Origin of the sequence: Saccharopolyspora sp. NFXS83 (genome assembly GCF_026241095.1) — a bacterium.
GTDB lineage: Bacteria > Actinomycetota > Actinomycetes > Mycobacteriales > Pseudonocardiaceae > Saccharopolyspora_C.
This window is the reverse complement of sequence record NZ_JAPFGB010000014.1, coordinates 150,613-173,959: the sequence shown is the minus strand read 5'-3', so window position 1 is coordinate 173,959 and position 23,347 is coordinate 150,613. Positions and strand designations below refer to the sequence as shown.

Annotated in this window: 20 protein-coding genes; 9 read left to right on the top strand and 11 right to left on the bottom strand. The window is 71.5% G+C overall.

What is annotated here, in order from left to right; translation table 11 throughout:
- Window positions 1–212: 212 nt before the first annotated feature.
- The 4 genes from OOZ19_RS17285 (at window position 213) to OOZ19_RS17270 (ending at window position 4,942) form a co-directional block, all read left to right on the top strand.
- A complete protein-coding gene (locus OOZ19_RS17285) occupies window positions 213–767 on the top strand; it encodes a 2Fe-2S iron-sulfur cluster-binding protein (RefSeq protein ID WP_266091147.1) in 555 nt (184 codons plus the stop codon).
- Complete coding sequence (locus OOZ19_RS17280; RefSeq protein ID WP_266091146.1) at window positions 764–1,759, top strand: FAD binding domain-containing protein; 996 nt, start codon at window positions 764–766, stop codon at window positions 1,757–1,759. The genes OOZ19_RS17285 and OOZ19_RS17280 overlap by 4 nt, the downstream gene beginning before the upstream one ends.
- Window positions 1,756–3,864 carry a xanthine dehydrogenase family protein molybdopterin-binding subunit gene (locus OOZ19_RS17275; RefSeq protein WP_266091145.1) on the top strand — a complete coding sequence of 703 codons (2,109 nt, stop codon included), beginning with the start codon at window positions 1,756–1,758 and terminating at the stop codon, window positions 3,862–3,864. Before OOZ19_RS17280 ends, OOZ19_RS17275 begins: the two co-directional genes overlap by 4 nt.
- A gap of 283 nt (window positions 3,865–4,147) precedes the next feature.
- Window positions 4,148–4,942 (top strand): acetoin reductase, encoded by a 795-nt coding sequence (locus OOZ19_RS17270; protein WP_266091144.1) that lies wholly within the window; start codon window positions 4,148–4,150, stop codon window positions 4,940–4,942.
- A gap of 52 nt (window positions 4,943–4,994) precedes the next feature.
- Here the strand turns inward: OOZ19_RS17270 and OOZ19_RS17265 are convergent, their stop codons facing one another.
- Complete coding sequence (locus tag OOZ19_RS17265; RefSeq protein WP_266091143.1) at window positions 4,995–5,900, bottom strand: CPBP family intramembrane glutamic endopeptidase; 906 nt, start codon at window positions 5,898–5,900, stop codon at window positions 4,995–4,997.
- A 166-nt stretch (window positions 5,901–6,066) separates the two neighbouring features.
- Here OOZ19_RS17265 and OOZ19_RS17260 point away from each other — a divergent pair, with 166 nt between their 5' ends.
- On the top strand, window positions 6,067–7,458 hold the full coding sequence (locus OOZ19_RS17260) for a sensor histidine kinase (protein ID WP_266091142.1): 1,392 nt from the start codon (window positions 6,067–6,069) through the stop codon (window positions 7,456–7,458).
- A complete protein-coding gene (locus tag OOZ19_RS17255) occupies window positions 7,455–8,105 on the top strand; it encodes a response regulator (protein ID WP_266091141.1) in 651 nt (216 codons plus the stop codon). The genes OOZ19_RS17260 and OOZ19_RS17255 overlap by 4 nt, the downstream gene beginning before the upstream one ends.
- A gap of 655 nt (window positions 8,106–8,760) precedes the next feature.
- Here the strand turns inward: OOZ19_RS17255 and OOZ19_RS17250 are convergent.
- From OOZ19_RS17250 to OOZ19_RS17235, 4 genes are all read right to left on the bottom strand, one after another.
- The gene (locus tag OOZ19_RS17250; protein WP_266091140.1) at window positions 8,761–9,585 is read right to left on the bottom strand and encodes a carbohydrate ABC transporter permease; all 825 of its coding nucleotides are present in this window, start codon (window positions 9,583–9,585) and stop codon (window positions 8,761–8,763) included.
- Window positions 9,582–10,493, bottom strand: coding sequence for a carbohydrate ABC transporter permease (locus OOZ19_RS17245; RefSeq protein WP_266091139.1), 912 nt, complete (start codon window positions 10,491–10,493; stop codon window positions 9,582–9,584). The genes OOZ19_RS17250 and OOZ19_RS17245 overlap by 4 nt, the downstream gene beginning before the upstream one ends.
- The gene (locus OOZ19_RS17240) at window positions 10,490–11,692 is read right to left on the bottom strand and encodes an ABC transporter substrate-binding protein (protein ID WP_416309451.1); all 1,203 of its coding nucleotides are present in this window, start codon (window positions 11,690–11,692) and stop codon (window positions 10,490–10,492) included. The genes OOZ19_RS17245 and OOZ19_RS17240 overlap by 4 nt, the downstream gene beginning before the upstream one ends.
- Window positions 11,693–12,219: 527 nt before the next feature.
- Window positions 12,220–12,495 carry a hypothetical protein gene (locus OOZ19_RS17235; RefSeq protein WP_266091138.1) on the bottom strand — a complete coding sequence of 92 codons (276 nt, stop codon included), beginning with the start codon at window positions 12,493–12,495 and terminating at the stop codon, window positions 12,220–12,222.
- A 128-nt stretch (window positions 12,496–12,623) separates the two neighbouring features.
- On the opposite strand from OOZ19_RS17235, the gene OOZ19_RS17230 reads away from it, so the two are divergent.
- Window positions 12,624–13,466, top strand: a complete 843-nt coding sequence (locus OOZ19_RS17230) for a helix-turn-helix domain-containing protein (RefSeq protein ID WP_266091137.1) — start codon at window positions 12,624–12,626, stop codon at window positions 13,464–13,466.
- Window positions 13,463–13,657: a DUF397 domain-containing protein gene (locus OOZ19_RS17225; protein ID WP_266091136.1), complete on the top strand. Its 195-nt coding sequence runs from the start codon at window positions 13,463–13,465 to the stop codon at window positions 13,655–13,657. Before OOZ19_RS17230 ends, OOZ19_RS17225 begins: the two co-directional genes overlap by 4 nt.
- Window positions 13,658–13,683: 26 nt before the next feature.
- On the opposite strand, the gene OOZ19_RS17220 is transcribed toward OOZ19_RS17225, so the two are convergent.
- A complete protein-coding gene (locus OOZ19_RS17220) occupies window positions 13,684–14,904 on the bottom strand; it encodes an FAD-dependent monooxygenase (protein ID WP_266091135.1) in 1,221 nt (406 codons plus the stop codon).
- 57 nt (window positions 14,905–14,961) lie between these two features.
- On the bottom strand, window positions 14,962–16,770 hold the full coding sequence (locus OOZ19_RS17215; protein ID WP_266091134.1) for an ABC transporter ATP-binding protein: 1,809 nt from the start codon (window positions 16,768–16,770) through the stop codon (window positions 14,962–14,964).
- Window positions 16,771–17,411: 641 nt separating this feature from the next.
- Here OOZ19_RS17215 and OOZ19_RS17210 point away from each other — a divergent pair.
- Complete coding sequence (locus OOZ19_RS17210) at window positions 17,412–18,791, top strand: pyridoxal phosphate-dependent decarboxylase family protein (protein ID WP_507028814.1); 1,380 nt, start codon at window positions 17,412–17,414, stop codon at window positions 18,789–18,791.
- Between the two features lie 479 nt (window positions 18,792–19,270).
- On the opposite strand, the gene mftE is transcribed toward OOZ19_RS17210, so the two are convergent.
- Genes mftE through mftC form a run of 4 tightly spaced genes read right to left on the bottom strand, consistent with a single transcriptional unit; the run spans window position 19,271 to window position 23,318 of the window.
- Complete coding sequence (mftE, locus tag OOZ19_RS17205; RefSeq protein WP_266091133.1) at window positions 19,271–19,984, bottom strand: mycofactocin biosynthesis peptidyl-dipeptidase MftE; 714 nt, start codon at window positions 19,982–19,984, stop codon at window positions 19,271–19,273.
- A complete protein-coding gene (gene mftF, locus OOZ19_RS17200; protein WP_266091132.1) occupies window positions 19,981–21,336 on the bottom strand; it encodes a mycofactocin biosynthesis glycosyltransferase MftF in 1,356 nt (451 codons plus the stop codon). The genes mftE and mftF overlap by 4 nt, the downstream gene beginning before the upstream one ends.
- Complete coding sequence (locus tag OOZ19_RS17195; protein WP_266091131.1) at window positions 21,333–22,121, bottom strand: mycofactocin-coupled SDR family oxidoreductase; 789 nt, start codon at window positions 22,119–22,121, stop codon at window positions 21,333–21,335. Before OOZ19_RS17195 ends, mftF begins: the two co-directional genes overlap by 4 nt.
- Window positions 22,122–23,318: a mycofactocin radical SAM maturase gene (gene mftC / locus OOZ19_RS17190; RefSeq protein WP_266091130.1), complete on the bottom strand. Its 1,197-nt coding sequence runs from the start codon at window positions 23,316–23,318 to the stop codon at window positions 22,122–22,124.
- Window positions 23,319–23,347: the final 29 nt, after the last annotated feature.

Here is a 23,347-nt window from a genome sequence, read left to right as displayed (position 1 = left end):
GCCGACCCGACCGCCGAACCTACCGGGGCTCCCAGGAGCGGTCGCGGAGGGTGGGTGCGGCGCACCTAGGACATTTCGGCCCTGGTAGCGCCCGCGAGCCGCGCAGCACAGTGGGGACGTCCCGGCTCGTGCACGCGACCCGGCGACCTGTTGTCCACACTCGCCGCCGGTCGAACACGGGGGCGAGCGCACGCGAGGAGTGCGACCCGAGCATGACCGGCGATCCCACCACCACCGACCTGGTGCTCCACGTGAACGGGCAGGCCCTGCCCATGACCGTCGACAACCGGGTGACCTTGCTGGACGCGCTGCGGGAACACGCGGGGCTGACCGGGGCGAAGAAGGGCTGCGACCACGGCCAGTGCGGTGCCTGCACGGTGCTCGTCGACGGCAGGCGGGCCAACGGTTGCCTGCTGCTCGCGGTGACCGCCGAAGGCCACGAGGTGATCACCATCGAAGGCGTCGCCAACGGCTCCGCGGACGGCCTGCACCCGATGCAGCGCGCGTTCCTGGAACGCGACGGTTTCCAATGCGGCTACTGCACCCCGGGGCAGATCTGCTCGGCGATCGGGGCGCTCACCGAAGCCGACGAGGGCTGGCCGAGCCACGTCACCGCCGACGTCGCCGACGGCGTCGCGGACGCGGCGGCCCTGGACGACGCCGAGGTGCGGGAGCGGATGAGCGGCAACCTCTGCCGCTGCGGCGCCTACGCGGGCATCCGCGAAGCCGTCCTGGAGGTCGCCGCGCAGGTGGGGGCGCACCGATGAGGCCGTTCAGCTACGCCCGCGCCACCGACGTCGCCACGGCTTCGCTCGCCGCGCAGCGACCCGGCGCGATGCTGCTCGGCGGCGGTACGAACGTCGTGGACCTGATGAAGCTCGACGTGCTGCGCCCGAGCGCGCTGGTCGACGTCACCGGGCTCGGGATGGACCGCATCGAGCACGACGCCGACGGCGGGGTGCGCATCGGCGCCGGTGTGCGCAACAGCGACCTGGCGGGGGATGCGGGGATCCGCCACCGGTTCCCGCTGCTCGCGGAGGCGGTGCTCGCGGGAGCCTCCGGGCAGGTGCGGTCGATGGCCACCACCGCGGGAAACCTGGTGCAGCGCACCCGCTGCCGCTACTTCCAGGACACCAGCAAGCCCTGCAACAAGCGGGAACCGGGCTCGGGCTGCCCTGCGATCGAGGGCGCGCACCGCGACCTCGCGGTGATCGGCACCTCCGACTCGTGCGTGGCCTCGCACCCGTCCGACCTGGCGGTGGCGTTGTCCGCGCTGGACGCGGCGGTGCACGTGCGGCGCGCGGACGGCGCCGAGCAGTGCTACTCGCTCGACGACTTCTACCGGCTGCCCGGCACCACCCCGCAGCGGGAGACCGTCCTGGAGCCGGGCGATCTGATCACCGCGGTGTCCCTGCCGGCCCCACCGGCGGGGGTGCGTATGCGGTACCGCAAGGTCCGGGACCGGGCGTCGTTCGCGTTCGCCGTGGTGTCGGTGGCCGTGTCGCTGACCTCGCGCGCCGACGGATCGCTCATCGGTCTCAGCGCCGCCTTCGGGGGAGTGGCGCCGAAGCCGTGGCGGGCGCGGGCCGTCGAACGCGCGTTGCAAGGGCGGCGACCGGACGCGGAGCTGCTGCGCGCCGCGGGCCGCGCCGAGTTCGCCGACGCCAGGCCGCTGCCGCGCAACGAGTTCAAGATCGACCTGGCGGCCGACGTGCTCGCCGCCGTCGTCGGCGACCTCGGCGAAGGTGCCGTGCGATGACCACGTTCGAACGAGCCGCGGGCGCCGGGCTGCGCCGCACCGAAGGCCGGGCGAAGGTCACCGGCCAGGCCACCTACTCCTCGGAGTGGCGGATGGAGAACGCCGCCTACGCCTGGCCCGTCACCGCCACCATCGCGCGCGGGCGGATCGGCGCGATGGACCTGGACGCGGCGCTGGCCGTGCCCGAAGTGCTGGCGGCGATGGAGCCGGGAGCGTCGGGGCGCTTGGTGCGCGGGGCCAACCCGGAGACGTGGATCCTGCAGGACCACGAGGTGCGGTTCCGCGGCCAGATCATCGGCGCCGTCGTCGCCACCTCGCCGGAAGCGGCGCGGGAGGCGGCGTCGCTGGTGCGCGTCGACTACGAGCAGCACCCGCACCAGGTGCTGCTGGACCCGGACGCGGAGCTGGAGACGACGCCGACGGTGAACGCCGGATACCCCTCCGCCACCGATCGGGGCGACGTGGACGCGGCGTGGGACGCGGCGCCCGCGCGGATCGCCGCGACGTACTCGACGCCCGCCGAGCACACGAGCTCGCTGGAGCCCTACGCCACCATCGCGCGCTGGGACGGCGAGGAGCTCACGCTCTACAACTCCGATCAGGGTCCTGCCGTGTCGGCCCCGGAGTTCGCGGCCCTGTTCGGCCTGCCCGAGGGAGGGGTGCGGGTCATCGCCGAGCACATCGGCGGCGGCTTCGGCGCGAAGGCGTTCCCCCGCTCCATCCCGGTGCTGGCCGGGCTCGCCGCGAAACTGGTGCGGCGGCCGGTGAAAGTGGCCGCGACCCGCCGGCAGATGTTCAGCCTCGCCGGGCACCGCACGCCGACCGTGCAGCACGTGCGGCTCGCCGCCGACGCCGCGGGAGCGCTCACCGCGGTGGACCACGAGGCGATCATGCACACCTCGCGGTACGGGGAGTTCATCGAGCAGACCGCCACCGTCGGCCGGGTGATGTACCGGACGCCGAACCTGCGCACCGCGCACCGCGTGCAGCGGGTGGACCTGCCGACTCCCGGACCGATGCGGGCGCCGGGGGAGATGCCGGGCCTGTTCGCGCTCGAATCGGCGATGGACGAGCTGGCGCACGAACTGGACGTGGACCCGATCGAGCTGCGGGTGCGCAACGAACCGGAGGTGGAACCGGACTCGGGCCTGCCGTTCAGCAGCCGCAACCTGGTGAGCTGCCTGCGCGACGGCGCGCGGCGCTTCGGCTGGGACGGACGGGACCGGACACCCGGGGTGCGCCGGGAGGGGCGCTGGCTGCTCGGGACCGGAGCGGCGGCGTCCAGCTTCCCCGCGTTCGCGCGACCCTCGTCGGCGACGGCGCTGGCCGAGCCGGACGGCACGTTCACCGTCCGGATCGCCGCGGCGGACATCGGGACCGGCGCGCGCACCGCGCTGCTGCAACTGGCCGCGGACGAGCTCGGCGTGCCACCGGACCGCGTGGCGGTGCAGGTGGGGCGCAGCGCGTACGGGCCGGCGCCGTTCGCGGGCGGTTCGGCGGGCACCGCCTCCTGGAGCTGGGCGATGATCAAGGCGATCCGGTCGTTGCGCGCGGACGTCGACGAGCACGGCGGCGTCGTCCCCGACGGCGGGCTGACGGCCACCGCGGACACCACCGAGGACATCGCGGGCAGGGCTGAGCTGTCCCGGCACGCGTTCGGCGCCCAGTTCGCCGCGGTGCGCGTGGACGTCGACAGCGGCGAGGTGCGGGTGGACCGGCTGCTGGGGGTGTTCGCCGCCGGGCGCATCGTCAATCCCCGGACCGCGCGGTCGCAGCTGCTGGGCGGCATGGTGATGGGGCTGTCGATCGCGCTGCTCGAACAGGGCGAGATCGACCCGGTGCACGGTGATTTCGTCAACGACGACCTGGCGAGCTACCACGTCGCGGCGAACGCCGACGTCCGCGAGATCGAGGCGCACTGGATCGACGAGCACGACGACGACCTGAATCCGGCCGGGGTCAAGGGAATCGGCGAGATCGGCACCACCGGAACGGCCGCGGCCATCGCCAACGCCGTCCACCACGCCACCGGCACCCGGTACCGCCACCTCCCGCTCACGATCGACCGCATCCGCGCGGACGGTCTTCCAGGGCGGTCCGCCTAGGGGGGAACCGCGGCGGCTTCCTCGCTGCGGGATCGCTCTCTCAATGCTCGTCGTGCACGGCGTAATCGCCGCCCTCGGGAGGAAACCGCTGTGAACCTGCCGGTGGTCGTCTTGTCGAGCCGGTCGCGGCTCCGCCGCGGACGGGACGCGCAGCGCAGGCCGCTCTGCTCGCGCGGGCGTTGTCAGCATGTGACAACGCGGGTTGGTCGGGGAGGTCGGGCGCGGCAGCATTCGGGTTGTACGGCTCGGGTGGGCCGGGTCACAGCGAACGGGAGGGCACCTCATGGCCGCATCGGCACCGACGCCGCGGGTAGCGCTGGTCACCGGAGCAGGACAGGGCATCGGCCGGAGCATCGCGCTGCGGCTGGCCGCTGACGGATTGGACGTCGCGGTCAACGACATCCCGTCGAACGGGGAGGCGCTGCGGGCCGTCGCCGCCGAGATCGAGTCCGCCGGGCGCCGGACCACGGCGGTGCTCGCCGACGTGTCCGACCCGGTGGCCGTGGACGACATGGTCGAGCAGGTCGCGGCGGACCTCGGCAAGCTGGACGTGATGATCGCGAACGCCGGGATCGCGCACGTCAAACCGCTGCTGGAGGTCACTCCGGACGAGTTCGACCACCTGATGTCGATCAACCTGCGCGGCGTGCACCTGTGCTACACCGCCGCGGCCAAGCGGATGATCGCCCAAGGCGGCGGGGGCAAGATCATCGGTGCGTGTTCGATCGTCGGGTACCGGCCGTTCCCGCTGCTGGGGCCGTACTCGGCGTCGAAGTGGGCGGTGCGGGGGCTGACGCAGGCGGCGGCGATGGAGTGGGCGCAGCACGGCATCACCGTCAACGCCTACTGCCCGGGAATCGTGGGGACCGCGATGTGGGATCACATCGACGAGAAGCTCGCGGAGAACGAGGGCTTGCGCAAGGGCGCTGCGATCGACAAGTACTCCGAGCTGATCCACCTCGGCCGGGTGTCGGTCCCCGAGGACGTGGCGAAGTTCGTCTCCTACCTCGCCTCCCCGGACTCGGACTACATGACCGGGCAGTCGGTGATGATCGACGGCGGCATCCAGTTCTCCTGACGCAGCCGAGCGGCCCGTTCGACCGGCGACCGGTCGGACGGGCCGTGGGCGGTCAGCTCGTGGCGACGGCCGTGCGGGACAGGCCGGAGCGGCGGAAGAGGCGATCGATCCACCAGCTGTAGAGCACCGTCAGCAGCGTGATCGGCAGCACTTCCCACGCCGAGAAGTCGCCCGCCTGCTCCAGTCCCGGCACGCCCTGCATCGAGTCCAGCAGTGCGGCGCTGATGTTGTTCACCACGTGCAGCGCGATCGCGGCTTCCAGGCCGCCGGTGCGGATCGTCAGCCAGCTCATCGCCATCGCCGTCACGAACAGGTCGGCGACCACCAGCGGGTCGTCGTACTCGTGCAGGACCACGAACAGCAGCGCCGCGAGCACCGCGCCCGGCCACGGGGTGCGCAGCCAGGAGGCGAAGCCCTGCAGCAGGAATCCGCGGCACAGGTATTCCTCGGCGGCGGCCTGGAACGGCACCGCGACCAGCGTGATCAGCGCGATCAGCAGGTAGTGCGGCCAGCCGGGCCACCCGGACAGGTCCGGCGCTCCCCCTTGCGCCAGGCTCACCACGAGGACGACGGCGAAACCGAGCAGCGCCCATCCCGCGCACCGCCACATCCACCGCCACCGCAGCCGTCCGTCCACACTGGACAAAGTTCCGACCGGGCGGCGCTGCGTCCAGCGGACCACGAGCAGCACGACGGGCAGCAGCACCGCCACCGACAGCATCGCAGCCGCGTACTCCCAGGTCGGGTCCGTGAGCCCCTCCTCGTCCATCCCGACCCCGGCCAGCGCCCCCGATCCGATGAACACGCCGACCAGAACCAGCACCGCGACCCCGGCGAGCACGGGGAACAGCCCGAACCCGAGCAGGGTGCGCCACCAGCGGTGCCGGGAGGTGCGCTGCAACAGGTGGTACGGAACGCCTTCCACCGGAGTGGTCCGCGGCGGCTGTTCTTGAAGCATCTGAGTCCTCACGTCGAGCGGTCCTGATCGACGCTAGAGGTGCGCTCGCCCCCGGTCTTCCGCCGAGCGGCCACGGCCGGTGGTCGATCGGCCACGATCTCCGAGTCACCCGGCGCTACCGCCCGAGGGCGGGTGCGGTGAGAATGTCCTTGTGCCCTGGGAAAAATTGAAGCGCGTTCCGTCCGCTGTGGCCGCCGAGGCGGATCGGATCGCCGCCGCCGCGCGCGCCGCGCCCCGCCGGACGGTGGTGCTGGAGTCGCTGTGCTTCGTGCTGCTGCTGGCGGAGGGGCTGTTCACTCCGCTGTTCGTGCTGCTCGATCCGTGGTCGCTGCCGGTCGGCATCCCGTTCGCGGTGTTCGCCGCCGCGCTCGTGCCCGCGCGCAGGTGGTGGCCGGCCGGGGCGCTGCTGGCGACATCCGTGCTGGGCGCCGGTGGTTCGCTGGCCGCCCCGTTGATCGCGTCGGTCGTCGTCGCCTTCACGGCGGCTCGACGGGTGCGGTGGGACTGGCGGCTCTGGTCCGCGGTGCTGATCACGGCTGTCGTGAAGGCGGTGCTGATGGTGCTGGCCGGGGATCAGGTGCCGTTCGGTCAGCTGGTCGCGGTGCTGGCCGTCTCCCTCTCCGTCGAACTGTTCATCCCGATGATCGCGGGCGCACTGCTGGGCGCCCGCCAGCCGCTGGTGCGCCTGCTGCGGGAGCGCAACGACTACCTGGAACAGGCCCGTCACCTCACCGCCGAACAGGCCCGTTCGACGGAGCGGGCGAGCATTGCGGGCGAGATGCACGACATGCTCGGGCATCGGCTCTCGTTGCTGTCGCTGCACGCGGGCGCGCTGGAGCTGTCCGCCGCGAAGGAGACGCCGAAGCTCGGCGAACAGGCGACTTTCGTGCGCACCACCGCCGGTCAGGCGCTCACGGAACTCCGCGAGATCCTCGGGGTGCTGCGCTCCGGAACGGGTGAGCACGAAGCGCTCGACGAGCGCAGCGGCTGCCGTGCGGACATCGAACGTCTCGTCGCGGAGTCACGGGCCGTGGGCATGCCCGTCTCGCTGCACTGGCGAGGCATCGACCTCGACGGAGCGGATCCGCGCACCCGCCACGCCGTGCACCGCATCGTGCGGGAAGGGCTCACCAACGCCCACAAGCACGCGCCAGGAGCGTCGGTCGTCGTCGAGGTGACCGGGGCGGATCGGATCCTGGTCCGGGTCGGCAACGGTCCGGGGGAGGGGCCGAACCGGGCCGCGCCCGGTCTGCGCAGCGGCCTCGCCGGGCTGGAGGAACGCGCCAGGATGCTCGGCGGTGAGCTGGCGGGCGCGTCCGGATCGGACGGCGGCTTCTCGCTCACGGCGGAACTGCCCGCCCGTCCACCGATGTCCGCGCCGCGGCCGGAGATCGCCCCGGTGCAGGAGCCGCCGCCCGTGCTCGACGCCGATGTGCTGACGCTGCCGCGAGCTCTCGGTGCTGGATGCTTGATGCTGCTCCTGGGGTTGCTGCTGCTGGTGACGGTGGTGGTCCTGGTGGCCGCGGCTTTTGCGGGTGGCCTACGATTCGTCCCATGATCAGGGTGCTCATCGCGGACGACGAGGCTTTGATGCGCACCGGTATCCGGCTGATCCTGGACAACGCCGAGGACGTCGAGGTGGTCGCGGAGGCCGCCGACGGGCCCGCCGCGCTGCACGCCTGCCGGAACCAGGAGATCGACGTGGCCCTGCTGGACGTGCAGATGCCCGGCGGCGACGGCATCACCGCCGTGGCCGGGATCGCGCGGGAGGCGCCGCGCACCCGCAGCATCGTGCTCACCGCGTTCGGCGACGACCGCAACGTCGCGCGAGCGCTGCGGGCCGGAGCCGGTGGCTTCCTGCTCAAGGACACCGGTCCGGCCGAGCTGATCCGAGCGGTGCGCCAGGTGTCCGGCGGCGAGCCGATCCTCGCCCCGCAGATCACCCGGAGCCTCATCGAGCGCCACCTGCTCTCGCCGGACGCGGCCGAACCGGCGCGGCGCCGCCTCGCCGCGCTCACCGAGGCGGAGGTCGACGTGCTTCGGCAGGTCGGCGCCGGATCGTCGAACGCGGAGATCGCGCAACACCTGCACATGGCGGTGGGCACGGTGAAGGCCCACCTGAGCCGCATGCTCGCCAAGCTGGACTGCACCAATCGCGTCCAAGCAGCCATCCTCGCCCACGACGCAGGCCTGCTCGATTCCTGAACCACCCTTCGCGAGGGTGATCACCGCTCGGCTTTCAAGATCAACTAACTGGGTGCGTCAGCTCCAGCGCGCCCCGAGCTCGAAGCCGACCGCTCCCGATCTTCCGCCCCCGCGGCGGCAGGCGAAGTGATCCGAAGTGAACGGACCGTTCGTCCAACGGGTTCGGACGAACGGTCCGTTCGCTCAACGTGCCGCGTGTCCGACGGCGAACGTTGTTGATCTTGTGTGTGCCGAGGGGGTTCGGAGTGAGCGGACCGTTTGTCCAACGGGTTTGGACGAACGGTCCGTTCACTCGGCTCCGCCTGGGCGACGAGCGCTGTGGATCTTGCGGTCCTCTGCGGCAGGTGGAGGGGTTCGGAGTGAGCGGACCGTTCGTCCAACAGGATTGGACGAACGGTCCGCTCACTCCGAAGCCGTCGGCGGCGAGGTGCGGCGGGCGTCGAGGTGGTAGCCGGCGTAGAAACCGGCGATGGCTGCGGTGAGGACGGCGATGGTGCCCACGGCGTGCAGCATGGTCCGGGTCCTTCCCAGGGGCGGGCGATCGGCTCCGGGAGCGGGCCATCGGCTCGACCCGTCCGACCGGAGGCGCCCAGTCTCGGCCAGCCCCGTGTCGGCGCCGTGAAACCGCGGCAACAGGCCCGTTACCTGCGAAGAGTCACCCGTTGACGCCGGTCTCGGTCACGCCTCGCACGAGGTACCGCTGGAGTCCGACGAACAGCAGCACGATCGGCAGGATGGAGATCGCCGCCGCCGCGAACAGCAGGTTCAGCTGCGGGTTCTGCGCGGTGAGCAGCCCGGACAGCGCGACCTGCACCGTCCACGACGACGAGTCCTGGGCGATGACCAGCGGCCACAGGAACGAGTTCCAGCTCCCGATGAACGTGATCGCCGCGATGGCGGCCAGGAACCCGGTGGAGTTGGGCAGCACGATCCGCCGGAACACGCCCCAGCGGCCGAGCCCGTCGATGCGGCCCGCGTCTTCCAGTTCGCTGGGGAAGTCCAGGAAGAACTGCCGGAACAGCACCGTGTTCAGCGCGCTGAACAACCCAGGCACGACCAGGCCGCGCAGGTCGGAGAGCCAGCCGAGGCTGGAGACGAGCACGAAGCTCGGCACGAACGTCACCGAGGTCGGCACCAGCAGCGTCGCCACGACCACGCCGAGAACTTTGCCGGAGTGCCGGTGCGGGATCCGCGCCAGCCCGTACCCGGCGGCCGAGCACAGCAGCAGCTCACCCGCGGTTTGCAGCACGGCCACGATCGCCGAGTTGAGCAGGCTGCGGGCGAAGGGCACCTCGGTGTCCGCGAACAGCGCGGCCACGTTCTCCCAGTGCAGTTCGGCGGGCAGGAACGTCCACTGCGGTGAGGTGATCTCCTCGCGGGTGGCGAGCCCGTTGCGGATCAGCAGGTAGAACGGCAGCAGGAACAGCACCGCCGCGGACACCAGCGCGACCCAGCGCAGCGCGGATCCGGCGCGGCTCACCGGTCCCGCCCCTTGCCGAATCCGAGCACTTTGCCCTGCACCAGCGTCACCACCGCGATCAGCACCGACAGGATCACCGCCCCCGCGCTGCCGCGACCGAGGTCTTGGCCGCCGGAGCCGAGCGCCGTGTAGTACAGGTACACCAGCGGTGGCCGGCCGTAGGGCGGGTAGCCGCGCGCGTCGCCGAGGATGTTGTAGAACTCGTCGAACGCCTGGAACGCGTTGATCAGCAACAGCAGCAGCACGGCGACGCTCGTTCCGCGCAGCTGCGGCAGCGTGATGTACCGGAACACCTGCCAGCCCGGTTTCGCCCCGTCCAGCCACGCGGCCTCGTAGAGCCGGTCGGGGATGCGCTGCAGCGCGGCGATGAACAGCAGCATGTAGAAGCCCAGCTGCAGCCACAGCCGGGCCGTGATCAGCACGATCCAGTACAGCGGCGGGTCGGCGGTGCCCGTCCACGCCACCGGGTCGATCCCGAACGCGCCGAGCGCGCTGTTGACCAGCCCGTAGTTCACCCCGGAGAACAGCGACGTCTTCCAGATCAGCGCGGCCACCACGTAGGAGCACGCGAACGGCAGGAAGAACACCGACCGGAAGAAGGCCTTCGCGAACTTCACCCGGTCCACGGCGAGCGCCAGGGCGAGCGCGGCCACGTAGGTCAGCGGCACGATGCCGACGGCGAACGCGCTGAACGTGACGAGGCTGGACAGGAATGCGTCGTTGGTGAGTATCGCCGCGTAGTTCCCGACGCCGACGAACACGTCGGGGGTGACGGTGTTGCGGGCGTCGAAGAAGCTCAGGTACAGGCTCCAGCCGATCGGCACGTAGGAGAACACGATCAGCCCGAGCAGCAGCGGTCCGACGAACAGCCAGAAGTCGCGGGCGTCGCGACGGGAACGCGTGCTCACCCGTGCAGGCGCTTCAGCTCGACGTCCGAGGCGGCCACGACCTCGCGGGTCTGCGCCACCGGGTCGGCGCCTTGGCGGGCGATGCGGAACAGCGCGTCGGACAGCGCCGAATTCGCCGCCGAAGTCCACAGTGGACCACCGACGAGGTGGGCGTGCTCGCGGGTGAACCGCACGGCGTCGGCGGCGGGCCCCGATCGCAGGTTCGCGGCTCGGTCGGTGAGGCTGGTGCGAGCGGGGATGTGGAAGCCGAACCCGGTGGCGAACTCGGTCTGGTGGTCGGTGCGCTCGACCCACAGCCAGCGCAGGAAGTCCTTGGCGGCGGCCACGTTCGCGCTCTTCGCGTTCACCATCGCGCCGTACGCGCCGATCGGCACCGACGGGGCGCCGTGCGCGTCGAGGCGGGGGAACGGCAGCACGCCGAAGTCGTCGCCCAGCGCGGCGGCGACCTTCGGGATGTTCCACAGCCCGGTCCACTGCATCGCGACGAGCCCGTCGGCGAACGCGCTCGGGTCGGACCAGTCGGCGGGCGCCCCCAGCAGCAATCCGCCGCTGTCGTTGAGCTCGGCGAGCTTGCCGAAGGCGGTGGCGGCACGCGGATCGTCGAAGCCGGTGCGGCGCTGGTCGGCGCTGAGGTAGTCCAGCCCCGCCGACCACAGCAGCGGCCCGCCGAGCACGCCGACTCCGCCGTCGTTGCCGACGAAGAGCCCCTTGCCGGTGGGTGAGTTCAGCCGCTTCGCGGCGTCGATCAGCTCGTCGACCGTCTCGGGCGGTCGCACGCCCGCCGCCGCGAGCCTGCTCTTGCGGTAGAACAGCACCTGGGTGTCGACGGCCTGCGGGATCCCGTAGAGCCGTCCTTCGACGGTCGCCGTCTCCAGCACTTGAGCGGGGAAGTCGGCGCGCACGTCGGCGATCAGGTCGTCCAGCGGGACCACTTGGCCTTGGCGCACCCAGTCGACCTTGACCTGCGCCTCGAACACGTCGGGCACCGCGCTGTTCTGCAACGCCGTGACGATCTTCGAGTCGTAGTCGCCCGGGTTCCACTGCACCGACACCTCGCCGCGCGGGTACTCGGCGGCGTAGCGCAGCACGGCGTCGTGCACGCCGTCCTCGCCGTAGGCGTGGTACCACTGCTGCAACGAGCCCGGCGCGGAGCCGCCCCGTCCGGTGTTCGACCCGCACCCGGCGGCGCCGAGCCCCAGCGCTCCCGCGCCGAGAGCGGTCAGCAGGGTCCGCCGGGACAGGCCCGGCCCACCGGGAGCACCGGCACTGGAAGTCGATCTGCGCACGACGGCTGACGCTAGGACGCAAGATCGTGCAGGTCAACCACTCCCACACCGTGGTCGCCGCATCCTCCCTCCCCATCGAAGCAGGACACTCGGTCCGATGATCACCACCGCGTCGGGCGGCACCCGCTCGACGGTTCGCCCGATGGAGTGGGCTTCGAGCAGGCGCGCACCGGATTCGGTCGAGTGAACGGACCGTTCGACCAATCCGATTGGTCGAACGGTCCGTTCACTCGCCGATGCAGCGGGTCCGACCGGAGCTCGGGGGCAACGGCTCCGGCCGGACCGCCGGGAGGACGAGCGGTGCGGGACGGGGGAGGTTCCGCTCGTCCTCGACCTCACCCGTCCGGGCGCGCGCCGCGGGGAGGTGGCGGCGCGGCGCCCGGCGGGCATCGGCCCGCGATCTGCCGGGGTGAGATCAGCGGACCGAGTTCAGGGAGCGGTCACGCCGCTTCGATCACGCCGCCGACCATCCGGACGCCGCGCCGCCCGTGGGCGGGCGCGACTCCGAGCGACAAGAGCGCGGCGCACTTCATGCACGGCATGCCGTGCGGCTCGACCTCCACTTGGGACACCGGAAGCGGTTCGCCGCACCGCGCGAGGTAGATCGCGCCGTCCCACTCCAGCACGGCAGGGTGCACCACCCGGCGTGATTCCCCGACGACCCCGGCCCGGTATCGCACCGGGACGGGCGTCGTCGGGGGTTCCGAACATTTCACCTGTTTGCCTCCGCTCCTAGGAAGTGGTGCCAATTGGCCCCGACAAATATTCATGGTGGGTCCAGAATGCACAATTACCCTATCGGAGGAATATCAACTTCCCTGTGGTCAGCATTATTATGTGGCACATGGTTGGCACCACTCCGAAAACCCAGGCCATCGGCGTCGCATTGCGTCGAGCACGCGAGGACGCAGGGCTGAGCGCCCGTCAGCTCGCGACGAAACTCGCGAAGTCGCACACCACTATCGGCAGGTGGGAGTCAGGCGAGCGCGCCCCGCGACCGGTGGACGTCGCGACCGTCCTGTCCGCCCTCGGCGCGGACAACTCGCTGCGCGAGGAATTGGTGGAGCTGGCCAGGAACGCCGATGGTCGGCAGTGGTCGTCCTCGGGGCTGCCGGAGCAGCAGCGCCAGCTCACGACGCTGCTGGAGATCGAGCGAACTGCGCACCGGATCGTGAGCGTGTCTCCGCTGCTGGTGCCCGGATTGCTGCAAACCGCCGACTACGCCCGGGCGATGATGTTCACCGCAGGAATCCCGGCGAACGAAGTGGAACTGCGCGTGGCCGTGCGCATCGGTCGACGCGATGTGATCGCGAAGGAAAAGCCCGCGCACCTCGTGGCGATCACCTCCGAAAGCGCACTGCGGGCCCTCATCGGCGGGGAAGAGGTCATGTCGGCGCAGCTGCGTTCTCTCGTTTCGCACGCGACGTGGTCGAATGTCGATCTCCGGGTGGTGCCGACCGGCACCGGTTGGCATCCAGGGCTCGAAGGCCCGTTCTCGGTCTTCGAGTACGCGGGGAAGAGCGTTGTCCACGTTGAGAACAGGGTGAGCGGACAGTTCTTTCACGAACTTGCCGATGTGACGGCATATGCCGACGCGATCGCTACGATCACGGACGTGGCGTTGAGCCAGGAAGAATCAGCCCGGCTCATCGCCGAAATCCTCGACGAGCAGGAGGAAACGTCATGAGCGAGCAGGTGCGGGGATGGCACAAGTCCAGTCGCAGCGTCAACACCGACAACTGCGTCGAGATCGGTCGGCTCGGAGCCGGTGCGGCCGTCCGGGACACGAAGGATCGCGGGGCTGGGTACATCACCTCCAGCGCTGCGAGGTGGGACGACTTCTTAGCCGCCGTCAAGGCGGGCCGCTTCAACGGCTGACGGTGCCGGAGCCGTTCACTCGAAGCTCAGCGGGTCGTGGCCTTGTCCGATCTGGTTCCGAGGGCTTCGCCGCGGCGGCAGGCGAGGTACCAGCGCTGGGAGTTGTCGTACCAGCGCATGCCCTTGCGCACCGCGGCGATCTGGCTCGCCTGGTGCACGCGGTACTGCCACGGCGGTTGGTAGCCGTGCCGGGCCGCCATCGCGTAGGCCACGTCGGTGGCGTTGCGGTCCAGGTAGCGGTCGGCCCGCTCGAACCACGACATGCTGGTGCGCCCGGCCGCTTGCAGCGGGCGCAGCGCGGCCCTGCCCTGCTGGTCGAAGTCGCGCAGCGCGGTGTCCAGGTGCTCGTGGTCGTGCAGCTTCTGCGCCAGGATCACCGCGTCCATGATCGCCAGCCGGGTGCCGGAGCCGATGGTGAAGTGAGTGGTGTGCGCGGCGTCGCCGAGCAGCATCACGTTGTCGTGCGTCCAGGTCCGGTTGAGCACCTGGGTGAACCGCTGCCACCGCGCGGGTTGCCCGCGCGACTGGCTGATCAGCGAGTGCCCGTCCAGCGGCGCGGCGAAGATCTTCTCCAGCAGCCGCACCGTGTCCTCGTCGTCGCGGGAGTCGAAGCCCAGCGCCTTCCAGGTCTGCTCGGTGCACTCCACGATGCAGGTGCTGATGCCGGCGCTGGACGGGTAGGCGTGGAACCAGATCCAGCCCGCTGAGGTCTGCTCGAAGGCGAACGTGAACCGGTCGAACACCATGTCCGTGCCGAGCCAGATGTACGGGTTGTTCCCGGTCTCCACGCGAGTCCCGAACTCCTCCTCGTGCAGCGAGCGCACCTTGCTGTTCGCCCCGTCCGAGCCGATGATCAGGTCGCTGTCGGCGAACTCGGAGAGGTCGTCCGCACCGTGCTCGTAGCGGATGTTCACGCCGAGGTCGGTGGCGCGCTCGGCCAGCACGTCCAGCAGCGTGGACCGGTTCACGCTGAAGCCGTAGCCGCCGAGGAAGCCGAAGTCCTTGCCGCCCAGCACGATCTGCTGCTCCTGCCACAGCGTGGAGGCCGACCGGATCTGCTGCGCGCTCTCGGCGTCGTTGGCGTAGAGGGGGTCCAGCAGGTTGTCCCAGTAGACGACGCCCCACCCGTAGGTGGCTCCAGGCGGGTCACGTTCGATGATGGTGATGTCGTGCCCGGCGTCGCGCAGCTTCGCGGAGATCGCGAAGTACAGCCCGGCCGGTCCTGCGCCGACACACGTGATCTTCATGGGCACCTCCTGGACGGGGACGGCGCTGGCCGCCCGGTTGTTGTTCGACGACGGTGATCACGTGCGCTCCCGCGCCTCACCGTTGTGCTGCGCCGGGGCGCCGTCGACGAGCTCCGTCGACGGGTGGTGCAGGTGGTACAGGTGCGCGTAGCCGTTGTTGCCCTCCAGCAGCTCCGAGTGCGTGCCGAGGCCCGTCACCCGGCCGTGGTCCAGGTAGAGGATCTTGTCGGCGTCGGTCACCGTCAGCAGGTTGTGCGAGATGATGATCGTGGTGCGCCCCGCCATCAACCGGTTGAGCGGGCCGAGGATCCGCTGTCCCGCCTCGGCGTCGAGGCTCGCGGTCGGCTCGTCGAGCAGCAGGATCGGCGCGTCCCGGATCATCGCGCGGGCGATGGCGATGCGCTGGCGCTGCCCGCCGGAGAGCAACCGGCCGCGTTGCCCGACGCGGGTCGCGTAGCCCTCGGGCAGCGCGTCGATGAAGTCGTGGGCCTCGGCGGCGCGGGCGGCGTCGACGAGTTCGGCGGGGTCCGCGTCGGGTTTGCCCGCGAGGATGTTCTCCTCGATGGTGCCGTCGAGCAGCAGCGTCTCCTGGAGCACGATGGCGATCTTGGAGCGGAGCTCCTTCGGATCGAGCTCGCGCAGGTCCGCGCCGTCGAGCGTGATGCTGCCCCGGTCCGGGTCGTAGAACCGCAGCAGCAGCTTCGTCAGCGTCGACTTCCCCGCGCCGCTGGCGCCGACGATGGCGACGCGTTCCCCGGGAGCGGCGGTCAGGTTCACGTCGGTGAGGACCTCGTCGACGGTGTCGGGGTAGTGGAACCCGACCTGCTCCAGCCGCAGCGAGCCGTCCACCCGGTCGAGCGGCTTCGGGTCGCGAGGTGTCGGCACGTGCGGGCGCTGGTTGAACAGCTCCAGGATGCGCTCCGCGCTGGCCGCCGCCCCGAAGATCACGTTGGACAGCTGCCCGAGGTTGCTCACCGGCTGGTAGAGCTGCGACAGGTACACGAGGAACGCGAGCAGCCCACCCAGGGTGATGCGTCCCGCCGACAGCTCGTAGATGCCGACGCCGACGATGGCCATGATGGCCATGACCTCCAGCAGGTCCACCAGCGGCTCGAACAGGCCGCCGATGCGGGCCGCGGACAGCTCCGCCGACAGGCTCGACCGGCTCTGCCGGGAGAACCGCCGCACTTCCGCGGATTCCCGGCCGTAGGACTGGATCAGCGGTGCGTTGCCGAGGCTCTCCTCCGCCACCGTGCTGATCGAGCCGGTGCGCCCGGCGACCTCGCGGGACGCGGACTTGATGCGCTGCGCGAAGAACCGCGCGATGAACAGGAACAGCGGCACCACCAGCAGCGCCACGACCGCCAGCCGCCAGTCGAGGTAGAACAGCACGCCGGCGAACAGCACGATCTTGATCAGCGAGGCCGCGGTCTGCGTGATGCCGGAGAGCACCAGGCTCTCGATGGCGGCCACGTCGGTGGTGAGCCTGCTCAGCGTGTCGCCGAGCCTGCGCCGGTCGAAGAAGTCCACCGACAACGTGTGCAGGTGGGTGAACACCCGGATCCGCAATCGGTTCAGGAAGTGCTCACCGATCCACACCGTCACGTAGCTCTCGCCGAACCCGACGACCCCGTTGACGATCGTGATGACGGCGTAGGCGAGGGCCACCCACGGGAACATCGAGAAGTCCCGCGGCGTGAGGACTTCGTCGATGAGGACCTTGAACATCCAGATCGCCGCTGCGTCCAGCAGCGGCGACACCAGCACCAGCCCGAGGCTCAGCACCATGTACCAGCGGAACGGCCGCGCATCGGGCCAGAACCGCCGGAATATCTCCCGGACCCCGATCGATGGCGCGGTCTCCACCAACCCCGCCTCCTCGGCGGCCGGTGGATCGAACAACCACCGTATCGGTCCCCGCACGTCGTACCCCCTGTTGCCGACGGGAGTGACGCCCGCACCAGGGAAGGTGCGGGCGTCACCCGGACATGAGCCGTGTCGCTACTTGCGGCCCCAGCGGTGGTGGCCCCAGCCCCAGCCGTGCCTACGACGGCGGTTGTTCACGTACACGAACACGCTCTTGATGCTGCTCATCGCCATGCACCTTTCCGCATTGCCGATTTCCCCCAGAGAAGAACGTCTTCTACGACATTCCCCCGGTCGGTGCCGAGGAAACTCGATACCGGGTTCGCGACCCGGACCACCACGTTCGCCGAACGCACCTACGGTCAGCACTCGTGCAGATCGTTTGACATCGGCGAGACCGGCACGTTCCGCGCCGGTCGCGTTGTCGCCCGGTGTCCTTTCCGGACCTCCGCGCGCTTCTCCAGTGGCTCTTCCAGAAGGTAGGTGCCCCCCATACGGCGAACGACCTGACCTGCCTTTGAGTAGACCTCACTCGGAGGGTGCTGCCCAGAGGACTATCGGCCCTGATTTCCCGCTGATCTCCCGAATTCGTCGTCGGCGCCGACTGGACACGCGTGGTCGCCCGAGGAACATGGGCGGGGATGACAGCACAGATGAACCTGCGAGCGTGGGTGGACCGCGCGGTCGACGAGATCTCGTGGTGGCAGCGGGGTTTCGGGGAGGTTCCGCCGCATCCGGACGCGGTGGTCACCGACGCCGATTTCGCGGTGGCCTTCGGGGAACTGCTCGACCGGCTGCGCGACACCTACCCGTTCCACCACCCCCGGTACATGGGGCAGCTGATCAAGCCGCCGCACCCCGCGGCGGTGGCGGGCTACCTGGCGGCGATGCTGCTGAACCCGAACAACCACGCGCTCGACGGCGGGCCGTCCACGACCGCGCTGGAGCGGGAGGCGGTGGCGCGGCTGGCGGCGATGCTGGGGATGCCGGACGCGCTCGGCCACCTCACCACCAGCGGCACCATCGCGAACCTCGAATGTCTTTTCGTGGCACGGGAAACGCGCCCCGGTGCGGCGATCGCGCACAGCGCGCAAGCGCACTACTCGCACGCCCGCAACTGCCACCTGCTCGGCGTGCGGTCGGTGCCGGTCCCGGTGGACCGGGTGGGGCGGATGGATCTGGAGGAGCTGGAGGCGCTGCTGGGGCGGGAGGACATCGGCACGGTCGTGCTCACAGCAGGCACGACCTCGCTGGGCGCCGTGGACCAGATTCACGAAGTGCTGGAGCTGCGGCGGCGCCACGGGTTCCGGATCCACGTCGACGCGGCCTGCGGCGGGTTCTTCGCCCTGATCGCCGACGACGCGCCGGACGGGGTCGCCTCCGCGCCGTTCCAGGCCATCGCCGAGTGCGACTCGGTGGTCGTCGACCCGCACAAGCACGGCCTGCAGCCCTACGGGTGCGGTGCCGTGCTGTTCGCGGACCGGTCGGTGGCGCGGTTCTACCGGCACGACTCTCCGGCCACGTACTACACGTCGGCGGAACCGCACCTGGGGGAGATTTCGCTGGAGTGCTCCCGTTCCGGAGCCCCGGCGGCGGCGCTGTGGCTGACGCTGCGGCTGCTGCCGCCGACCCCGGACGGGCTCGGGCGCGTGCTGCGGGCAGGTCGGCGGGCGGCCCTGCGCTGGTCCGAACTGCTGTCCGAGTCTCCGGTGCTGTCGGTCTACCAGCGCCCGGAGCTGGACATCGTCGCGGTCGTGCCCAACGCCCCCGACATGTCCACTGTGGATCAGCGCACGATGCGGATGCTGCATGAGGGGATGCGGTCCGCTCCGGAGCGCGGTGCGTACCTGGCCGCGCTCGACGTGGCGGCAGCGGAGCTGCGGGCGCGCGGGCACCCGGTCCGGGAGGACGCGCCGCGCGCCCGGATCTTGCGCAGCGTGCTGTTGAAACCGGAGCACGAGCACTGGATCGAACGGTGCCACGGCGAGATCGAGGAGCTGGCTCGGCGAGCCGCCGGATGACCTGCGCAGCGCCGGTTTGCGCCCGGCAGCGGTGGGGCACCCGGGTGGTGCGCTCGCCTGGGGACCGGACGGGCGCGGGGTCGTGCCAATCCGAAATCCTTGGGGGTCACCGAATGTCAGCTCGCGCGTCCGTCCGTGCCCGGAAAGTCCGGCCGGCGTTCCTGCACACCATGTGGGCCGAGTCCCGCACCATCGCCGACGCCCGCCACCGCTTCGTCCGGGGCGGGCCTCCGGGCGCTTCCGGCGGACAGGCGGTCCCGACCCAGCGGTGATCCGGCGACGGCGTCTCGCCGGCAGGCTCTTCAGTCCGCGCGGCGGGGCGCTCAGCGGAACCTCGGCGGCTTCCTCGCCGCAGGATCGATTTCTCGTTGCTACGCAATGGAATGGCCGTCCTCGCGAGGAAGTCGCCGAGAACGCGCTGGGTGCGCGAGCTTCGGCCCCGCCGCCGGCGGGACGACGAGCCCGGTCACGTGCGGAATTCACCCGGCGATGTCCGGGCCTGGCGGTGAGCTCTCGCGGCGCCATCGCGCCACCGCACGGGCCAGCGAACCGGTCCAGCGGTGCAGGATCGCGTCGCCGTCCGTCGCGTCGGCCGTCGTCGGGTCGCCCAGGACGCCGTTGGGGCTGACCGGGCGCACGCCGCCGGCGCGGAGGCGGTCCATCAGCTTGGGCAGGGGAGCGGTGTTCCCGGCCGCGGCGGCGTCCGCGGCGACCTCGTCCGGATGCAGGTGCAGCATCGCGGAGGTCTCGGTGCCCCCGGCGTGGCTGTCGTCGGCGGGGGCGTCCGGTGACCACACGAGCACTCGCCTGCCCTCGGAGCGCAGCAGCGCGGCGGCCCGGTGCGCGGTGGGCAGGTTGCCGCCGTGGCCGTTGACCAGGACGACGCCCGCGAAGTGGTCGGCGGAACGCACCAGCTCCACCAGCAGCAGCCGCAGCGCCTCGTGGCCGATCGAGAGGGTGCCCGGGAACTCGGCGTGCTCACCGCTGGCGCCGTAGGGCACGGCGGGCGCCACGACGACCTCCGGCACCCGGCGGGCGAGCCGGATGCACAGCTCCTCGGCGATGGCGGTGTCGGTGCGCAGCGGCAGGTGCGGGCCGTGCTGCTCGGTGGCGCCCAGCGGGATCGCCAGCGTCGGGGCGCGGGCGGCGAGCTCCGGCCAGCGCATCGCCCCCAGGTTCCGGTGCTCGCTCATCGCGCCGATCCTCCGGTGATCTGCGGCAGCAGGGCCGCCGACGTGCGGTGCCGTGCGCAGCCCCTCCAGACTCCGGCCGCGTAGGCGAGGTCGTCGAGCACCCGCAGCGCGAGCCAGGACGGCGTCGGGCGCGGAGCCCGCAGCGCGTCCAGCAGGCAGGGCAGCAGCGCGGCGAGCAGCACGAGCCGGGCCCGCCTGCTCACCAGCGCGGGCGGGACCAGCAGCGGCCACCAGGCGCGGCGCACCGCCTCGGCCAGCAACCGGCCCGCGCCGAGGTGTGCGAACGCGGCCAGCCGCCACGACTCCCCGTCCGGAACCCCGTGCGCCCGCAGCTTGCGGGGCAGCGCACCCGCCCCGACCGCCGCCAGTGCGGCGGCGAGCACCGGCCGCCCGGCCGCCAGCGCCGTCCACGACGCGGCGCTCCACGCCGAGAGCCGGGCGCAGCTGAGCAATCCGGGATGGCGGTGCGACAGCGGTGCGGCGGAGCCGCCGTAGTCGAAGCGCTGGCGCAGCCACGTCCGCAACCGGGGGCGCGGCCGGTGCCGCACCACCGACTCCGGCACGTACCGCACGGTCGCGCCGTCCGCGATCAGGCGCCACACCAGGTCGACGTCCTCGCCGAACCGCAGCGCCCCGTCGAACCCGCCCACGTCGTCGAGGGAGTCGCGGCGCACCACGAGCGCGGCGCTGGGCACGTAGCTCACCCGGCTCATCGGCCGCACGGCCGCCGCTTCGGCACCCAGGTCGAGGCCGGAGCGGTCCGCTTCGTAGGCGGCGATCTGGCCGCCGGTCGCGGCGCCGCGGATGCGGGGCGCGACCGCTCGCACTGCGGGGTCGGCGAAGTGGCGCAGCAGCGGGTCGAGCCAGCCGGGTTCCGGCAGCGCGTCGGCGTCGAGGAACGCGACGAGCTCCGTGGTGGCCCGCCGCCACCCCGCGTTGCGCGCGGCGGCGGGGCCGTGCGGGGTCGGGTGACGCACGGTGGCCTCGGCGACGGGGGATGACGAACCGTCGTCCACGACGATGCGGTTCGGCAGCTCCTCGGTAGCGGCCAGCAGCGCGGCGAGCCCGGCCGGGTCGTCCTTCACCGGGACCACCGCGGTCACGTCGGCCGGCCCGAGCGCACCGGGCGGCGGCTCCGGATGCGCGAGCCCGGCGTCGAGGAGCCGCCGCGCCAGGGCGCCACCGGAACGCACGGGTTCCCCGGCGAGCCACCGGTCGATCAGCCGGGCCGCGGTCTCCCCGACGCGCAGCAGCCGCACGGGAGACCCGCCCAGCAGCACCCGGCCGCCGCAGGCCCGCCGCAGCGAGGAGTCCGGCACCAGCCGGGTTCCCGCGGGCACCGGGGCGGTCACGCGGTGAAGCCGCCGTCGGCGTGCACCACGGTTCCGGTGATCGCCGAGGAATCGGGTGAGCACAGGAACGCCACCACGGCCGCGACCTCGTCCGGCTCCAGCAGGCGTTCGGTGAGCTGGTGCGGCGCGAATTCGTCCACATCGGACAGGTCGTAGAGCGCGGCGCTGGCGTCGAGCATGTCGGTGCGCGTCGAGCCCGGCGACACGGCGGTGGCGCAGACCCCGGTGCCGCGCAGATCGGTCGCCAGACCGCGGACCAGCCCGACCACGGCGTGCTTCGCGGCGTTGTAGGAGGTCAGGCGCCACAGCCCGGTGTGCGCGGCGGCGGAGGCCAACGCCACGAACCGGCCGGACCGCGGTTCGGGCCGCCGCAGCAACGCGGGCACGGCGGCCTTGGCGAGGTGGGCCACACCGTCCACGCCGACGGAGAACAGCGCGTCCCACTCGCCGCCGTCGGCTTCCCAGAACGGTTTTCCGCCCGCCATCAACGCCGCCGCGCCGACCGCCGCGTCCAGCCCGCCGAACCGCTCCTCGGCCAGCGCGACGACACCTCGCAGCGCATCGAGGTCCTGCACATCGGCGACGACGTCGACGACGGAACCGGGAAATTCCGCGGCGAGCGCGGAAAGCTGCTCGACCGTCCCCAGCGGGTAGCCGACGCGGGGATCGTCGGCGCACCGATCGACGGCCACCACCCGCCAGCCACCCCCGGCGAGCCGCCGCACCACGGCGGCCCCGATGCCGCGAGCGGCCCCGGTGACGACGGCGACCCTCGGCTCGGCCATCTACGGGCGGAACCCGGCGAGCGGACTGGTGTCGCACGCTCGATCCGGGATCGCTTCGGGCTCCGGCGGACCCCAGCCGATGCCGACCGCCACCGGCTGCTCCTTCCGCCGACCGCGGTGCGAATGGTCCTTGTCCGGTTTGGGGACGCCCGCCCCGACCCCGGCGAGCGCGCGTTCCCCGTTGCCGAGCACGCATTCCGGGTCCGGCCCGTCCAGCGGCAGCCCGGTGAAGAACTTCGCCGCCATGCATCCGCCCTGGCAGGCGTCGTAGGCCGAGCACGAGGTGCACGCGCCGCCGGTCTGCGGCTCCCGCAGCCGCGCGAACAACTCCGATTCCCGCCACACGGCAGCGAATCCGCCGTCGTCGCGCACGTTGCCCGCGAGGAACTCGGAGTGGATCGCGAACGGGCACGCGTACACGTCGCCGACCGGGTCGATGAGGCACACGACGCGGCCCGCCCCGCACAGGTTCAACCCCGGCAGCGGGGTGGAACCGAGCGCGTTGAGGTGGAAGAACGAATCGCCGGTGAGCACTCCTTCGCCGTGCGCGACGAGCCAGTCGTAGATCTCCCGCTGCTGCTCGGCGGTCGGGTGCAGCTCGTCCCACACGTCCGCGCCGCGACCGGAGGGGCGCAGGCGGGTGATGCGCAGCTGCGCACCGTACTCGTCGGCGATCTCCTTGAACCGGTCAAGCTGGCCGACGTTCTCCCTGGTCAGCACGACGCTGATCTTGAAGTCGCGAAACCCGGCGTCGCGCAGGTTCGCCATCGCGGTCAACGCCGTGTCGTACGAGCCCGCGCCGCGCACCCGGTCGTTGACCTCGGCGGTCGCCCCGTCCAGGGAGAGCTGCACGTCGACGTAGTCGGTGCCCGCGAGCCAGCGCGCCCGCTCCGGGGTGAGCCGGACGCCGTTGGTGGAGAACTTGACGCCCACCTGGTGGTCGACGGCGTACTCCACGAGCTCCCAGAAGTCGGAGCGCACGGTCGGCTCGCCGCCGCCGATGTTCACGTAGAACACCTGCATGCGCTGGAACTCGTCGATGACCGCCTTGCACTCGGCGGTGGACAGCTCGTGCGGATCGCGGCGTCCCGAGGCGGACAAGCAGTGCACGCAGGACAGGTTGCAGGCGTAGGTCAGTTCCCAGGTGAGGCAGATCGGGGAGTCCAGTCCGTGCTGGAAGTGCTCGACGAGCCGCATGGGCGTCTCCTTGCGTGGCGGTCGGCCGT

What these genes read in the sequence shown, in the direction of transcription:
- OOZ19_RS17285 (WP_266091147.1), top strand. Translation starts at nt 213, where the DNA reads ATGACCGGCGATCCCACCACCACCGACCTGGTGCTCCACGTGAACGGG.
- OOZ19_RS17280 (WP_266091146.1), top strand. Translation starts at nt 764, where the DNA reads ATGAGGCCGTTCAGCTACGCCCGCGCCACCGACGTCGCCACGGCTTCG.
- OOZ19_RS17275 (WP_266091145.1), top strand. Translation starts at nt 1,756, where the DNA reads ATGACCACGTTCGAACGAGCCGCGGGCGCCGGGCTGCGCCGCACCGAA.
- OOZ19_RS17270 (WP_266091144.1), top strand. Translation starts at nt 4,148, where the DNA reads ATGGCCGCATCGGCACCGACGCCGCGGGTAGCGCTGGTCACCGGAGCA.
- OOZ19_RS17265 (WP_266091143.1), bottom strand. Translation starts at nt 5,900, where the DNA reads ATGCTTCAAGAACAGCCGCCGCGGACCACTCCGGTGGAAGGCGTTCCG.
- OOZ19_RS17255 (WP_266091141.1), top strand. Translation starts at nt 7,455, where the DNA reads ATGATCAGGGTGCTCATCGCGGACGACGAGGCTTTGATGCGCACCGGT.
- OOZ19_RS17230 (WP_266091137.1), top strand. Translation starts at nt 12,624, where the DNA reads ATGGTTGGCACCACTCCGAAAACCCAGGCCATCGGCGTCGCATTGCGT.
- OOZ19_RS17225 (WP_266091136.1), top strand. Translation starts at nt 13,463, where the DNA reads ATGAGCGAGCAGGTGCGGGGATGGCACAAGTCCAGTCGCAGCGTCAAC.
- OOZ19_RS17220 (WP_266091135.1), bottom strand. Translation starts at nt 14,904, where the DNA reads ATGAAGATCACGTGTGTCGGCGCAGGACCGGCCGGGCTGTACTTCGCG.
- OOZ19_RS17210 (WP_507028814.1), top strand. Translation starts at nt 17,412, where the DNA reads ATGACAGCACAGATGAACCTGCGAGCGTGGGTGGACCGCGCGGTCGAC.
- mftE (WP_266091133.1), bottom strand. Translation starts at nt 19,984, where the DNA reads ATGAGCGAGCACCGGAACCTGGGGGCGATGCGCTGGCCGGAGCTCGCC.
- OOZ19_RS17195 (WP_266091131.1), bottom strand. Translation starts at nt 22,121, where the DNA reads ATGGCCGAGCCGAGGGTCGCCGTCGTCACCGGGGCCGCTCGCGGCATC.
- mftC (WP_266091130.1), bottom strand. Translation starts at nt 23,318, where the DNA reads ATGCGGCTCGTCGAGCACTTCCAGCACGGACTGGACTCCCCGATCTGC.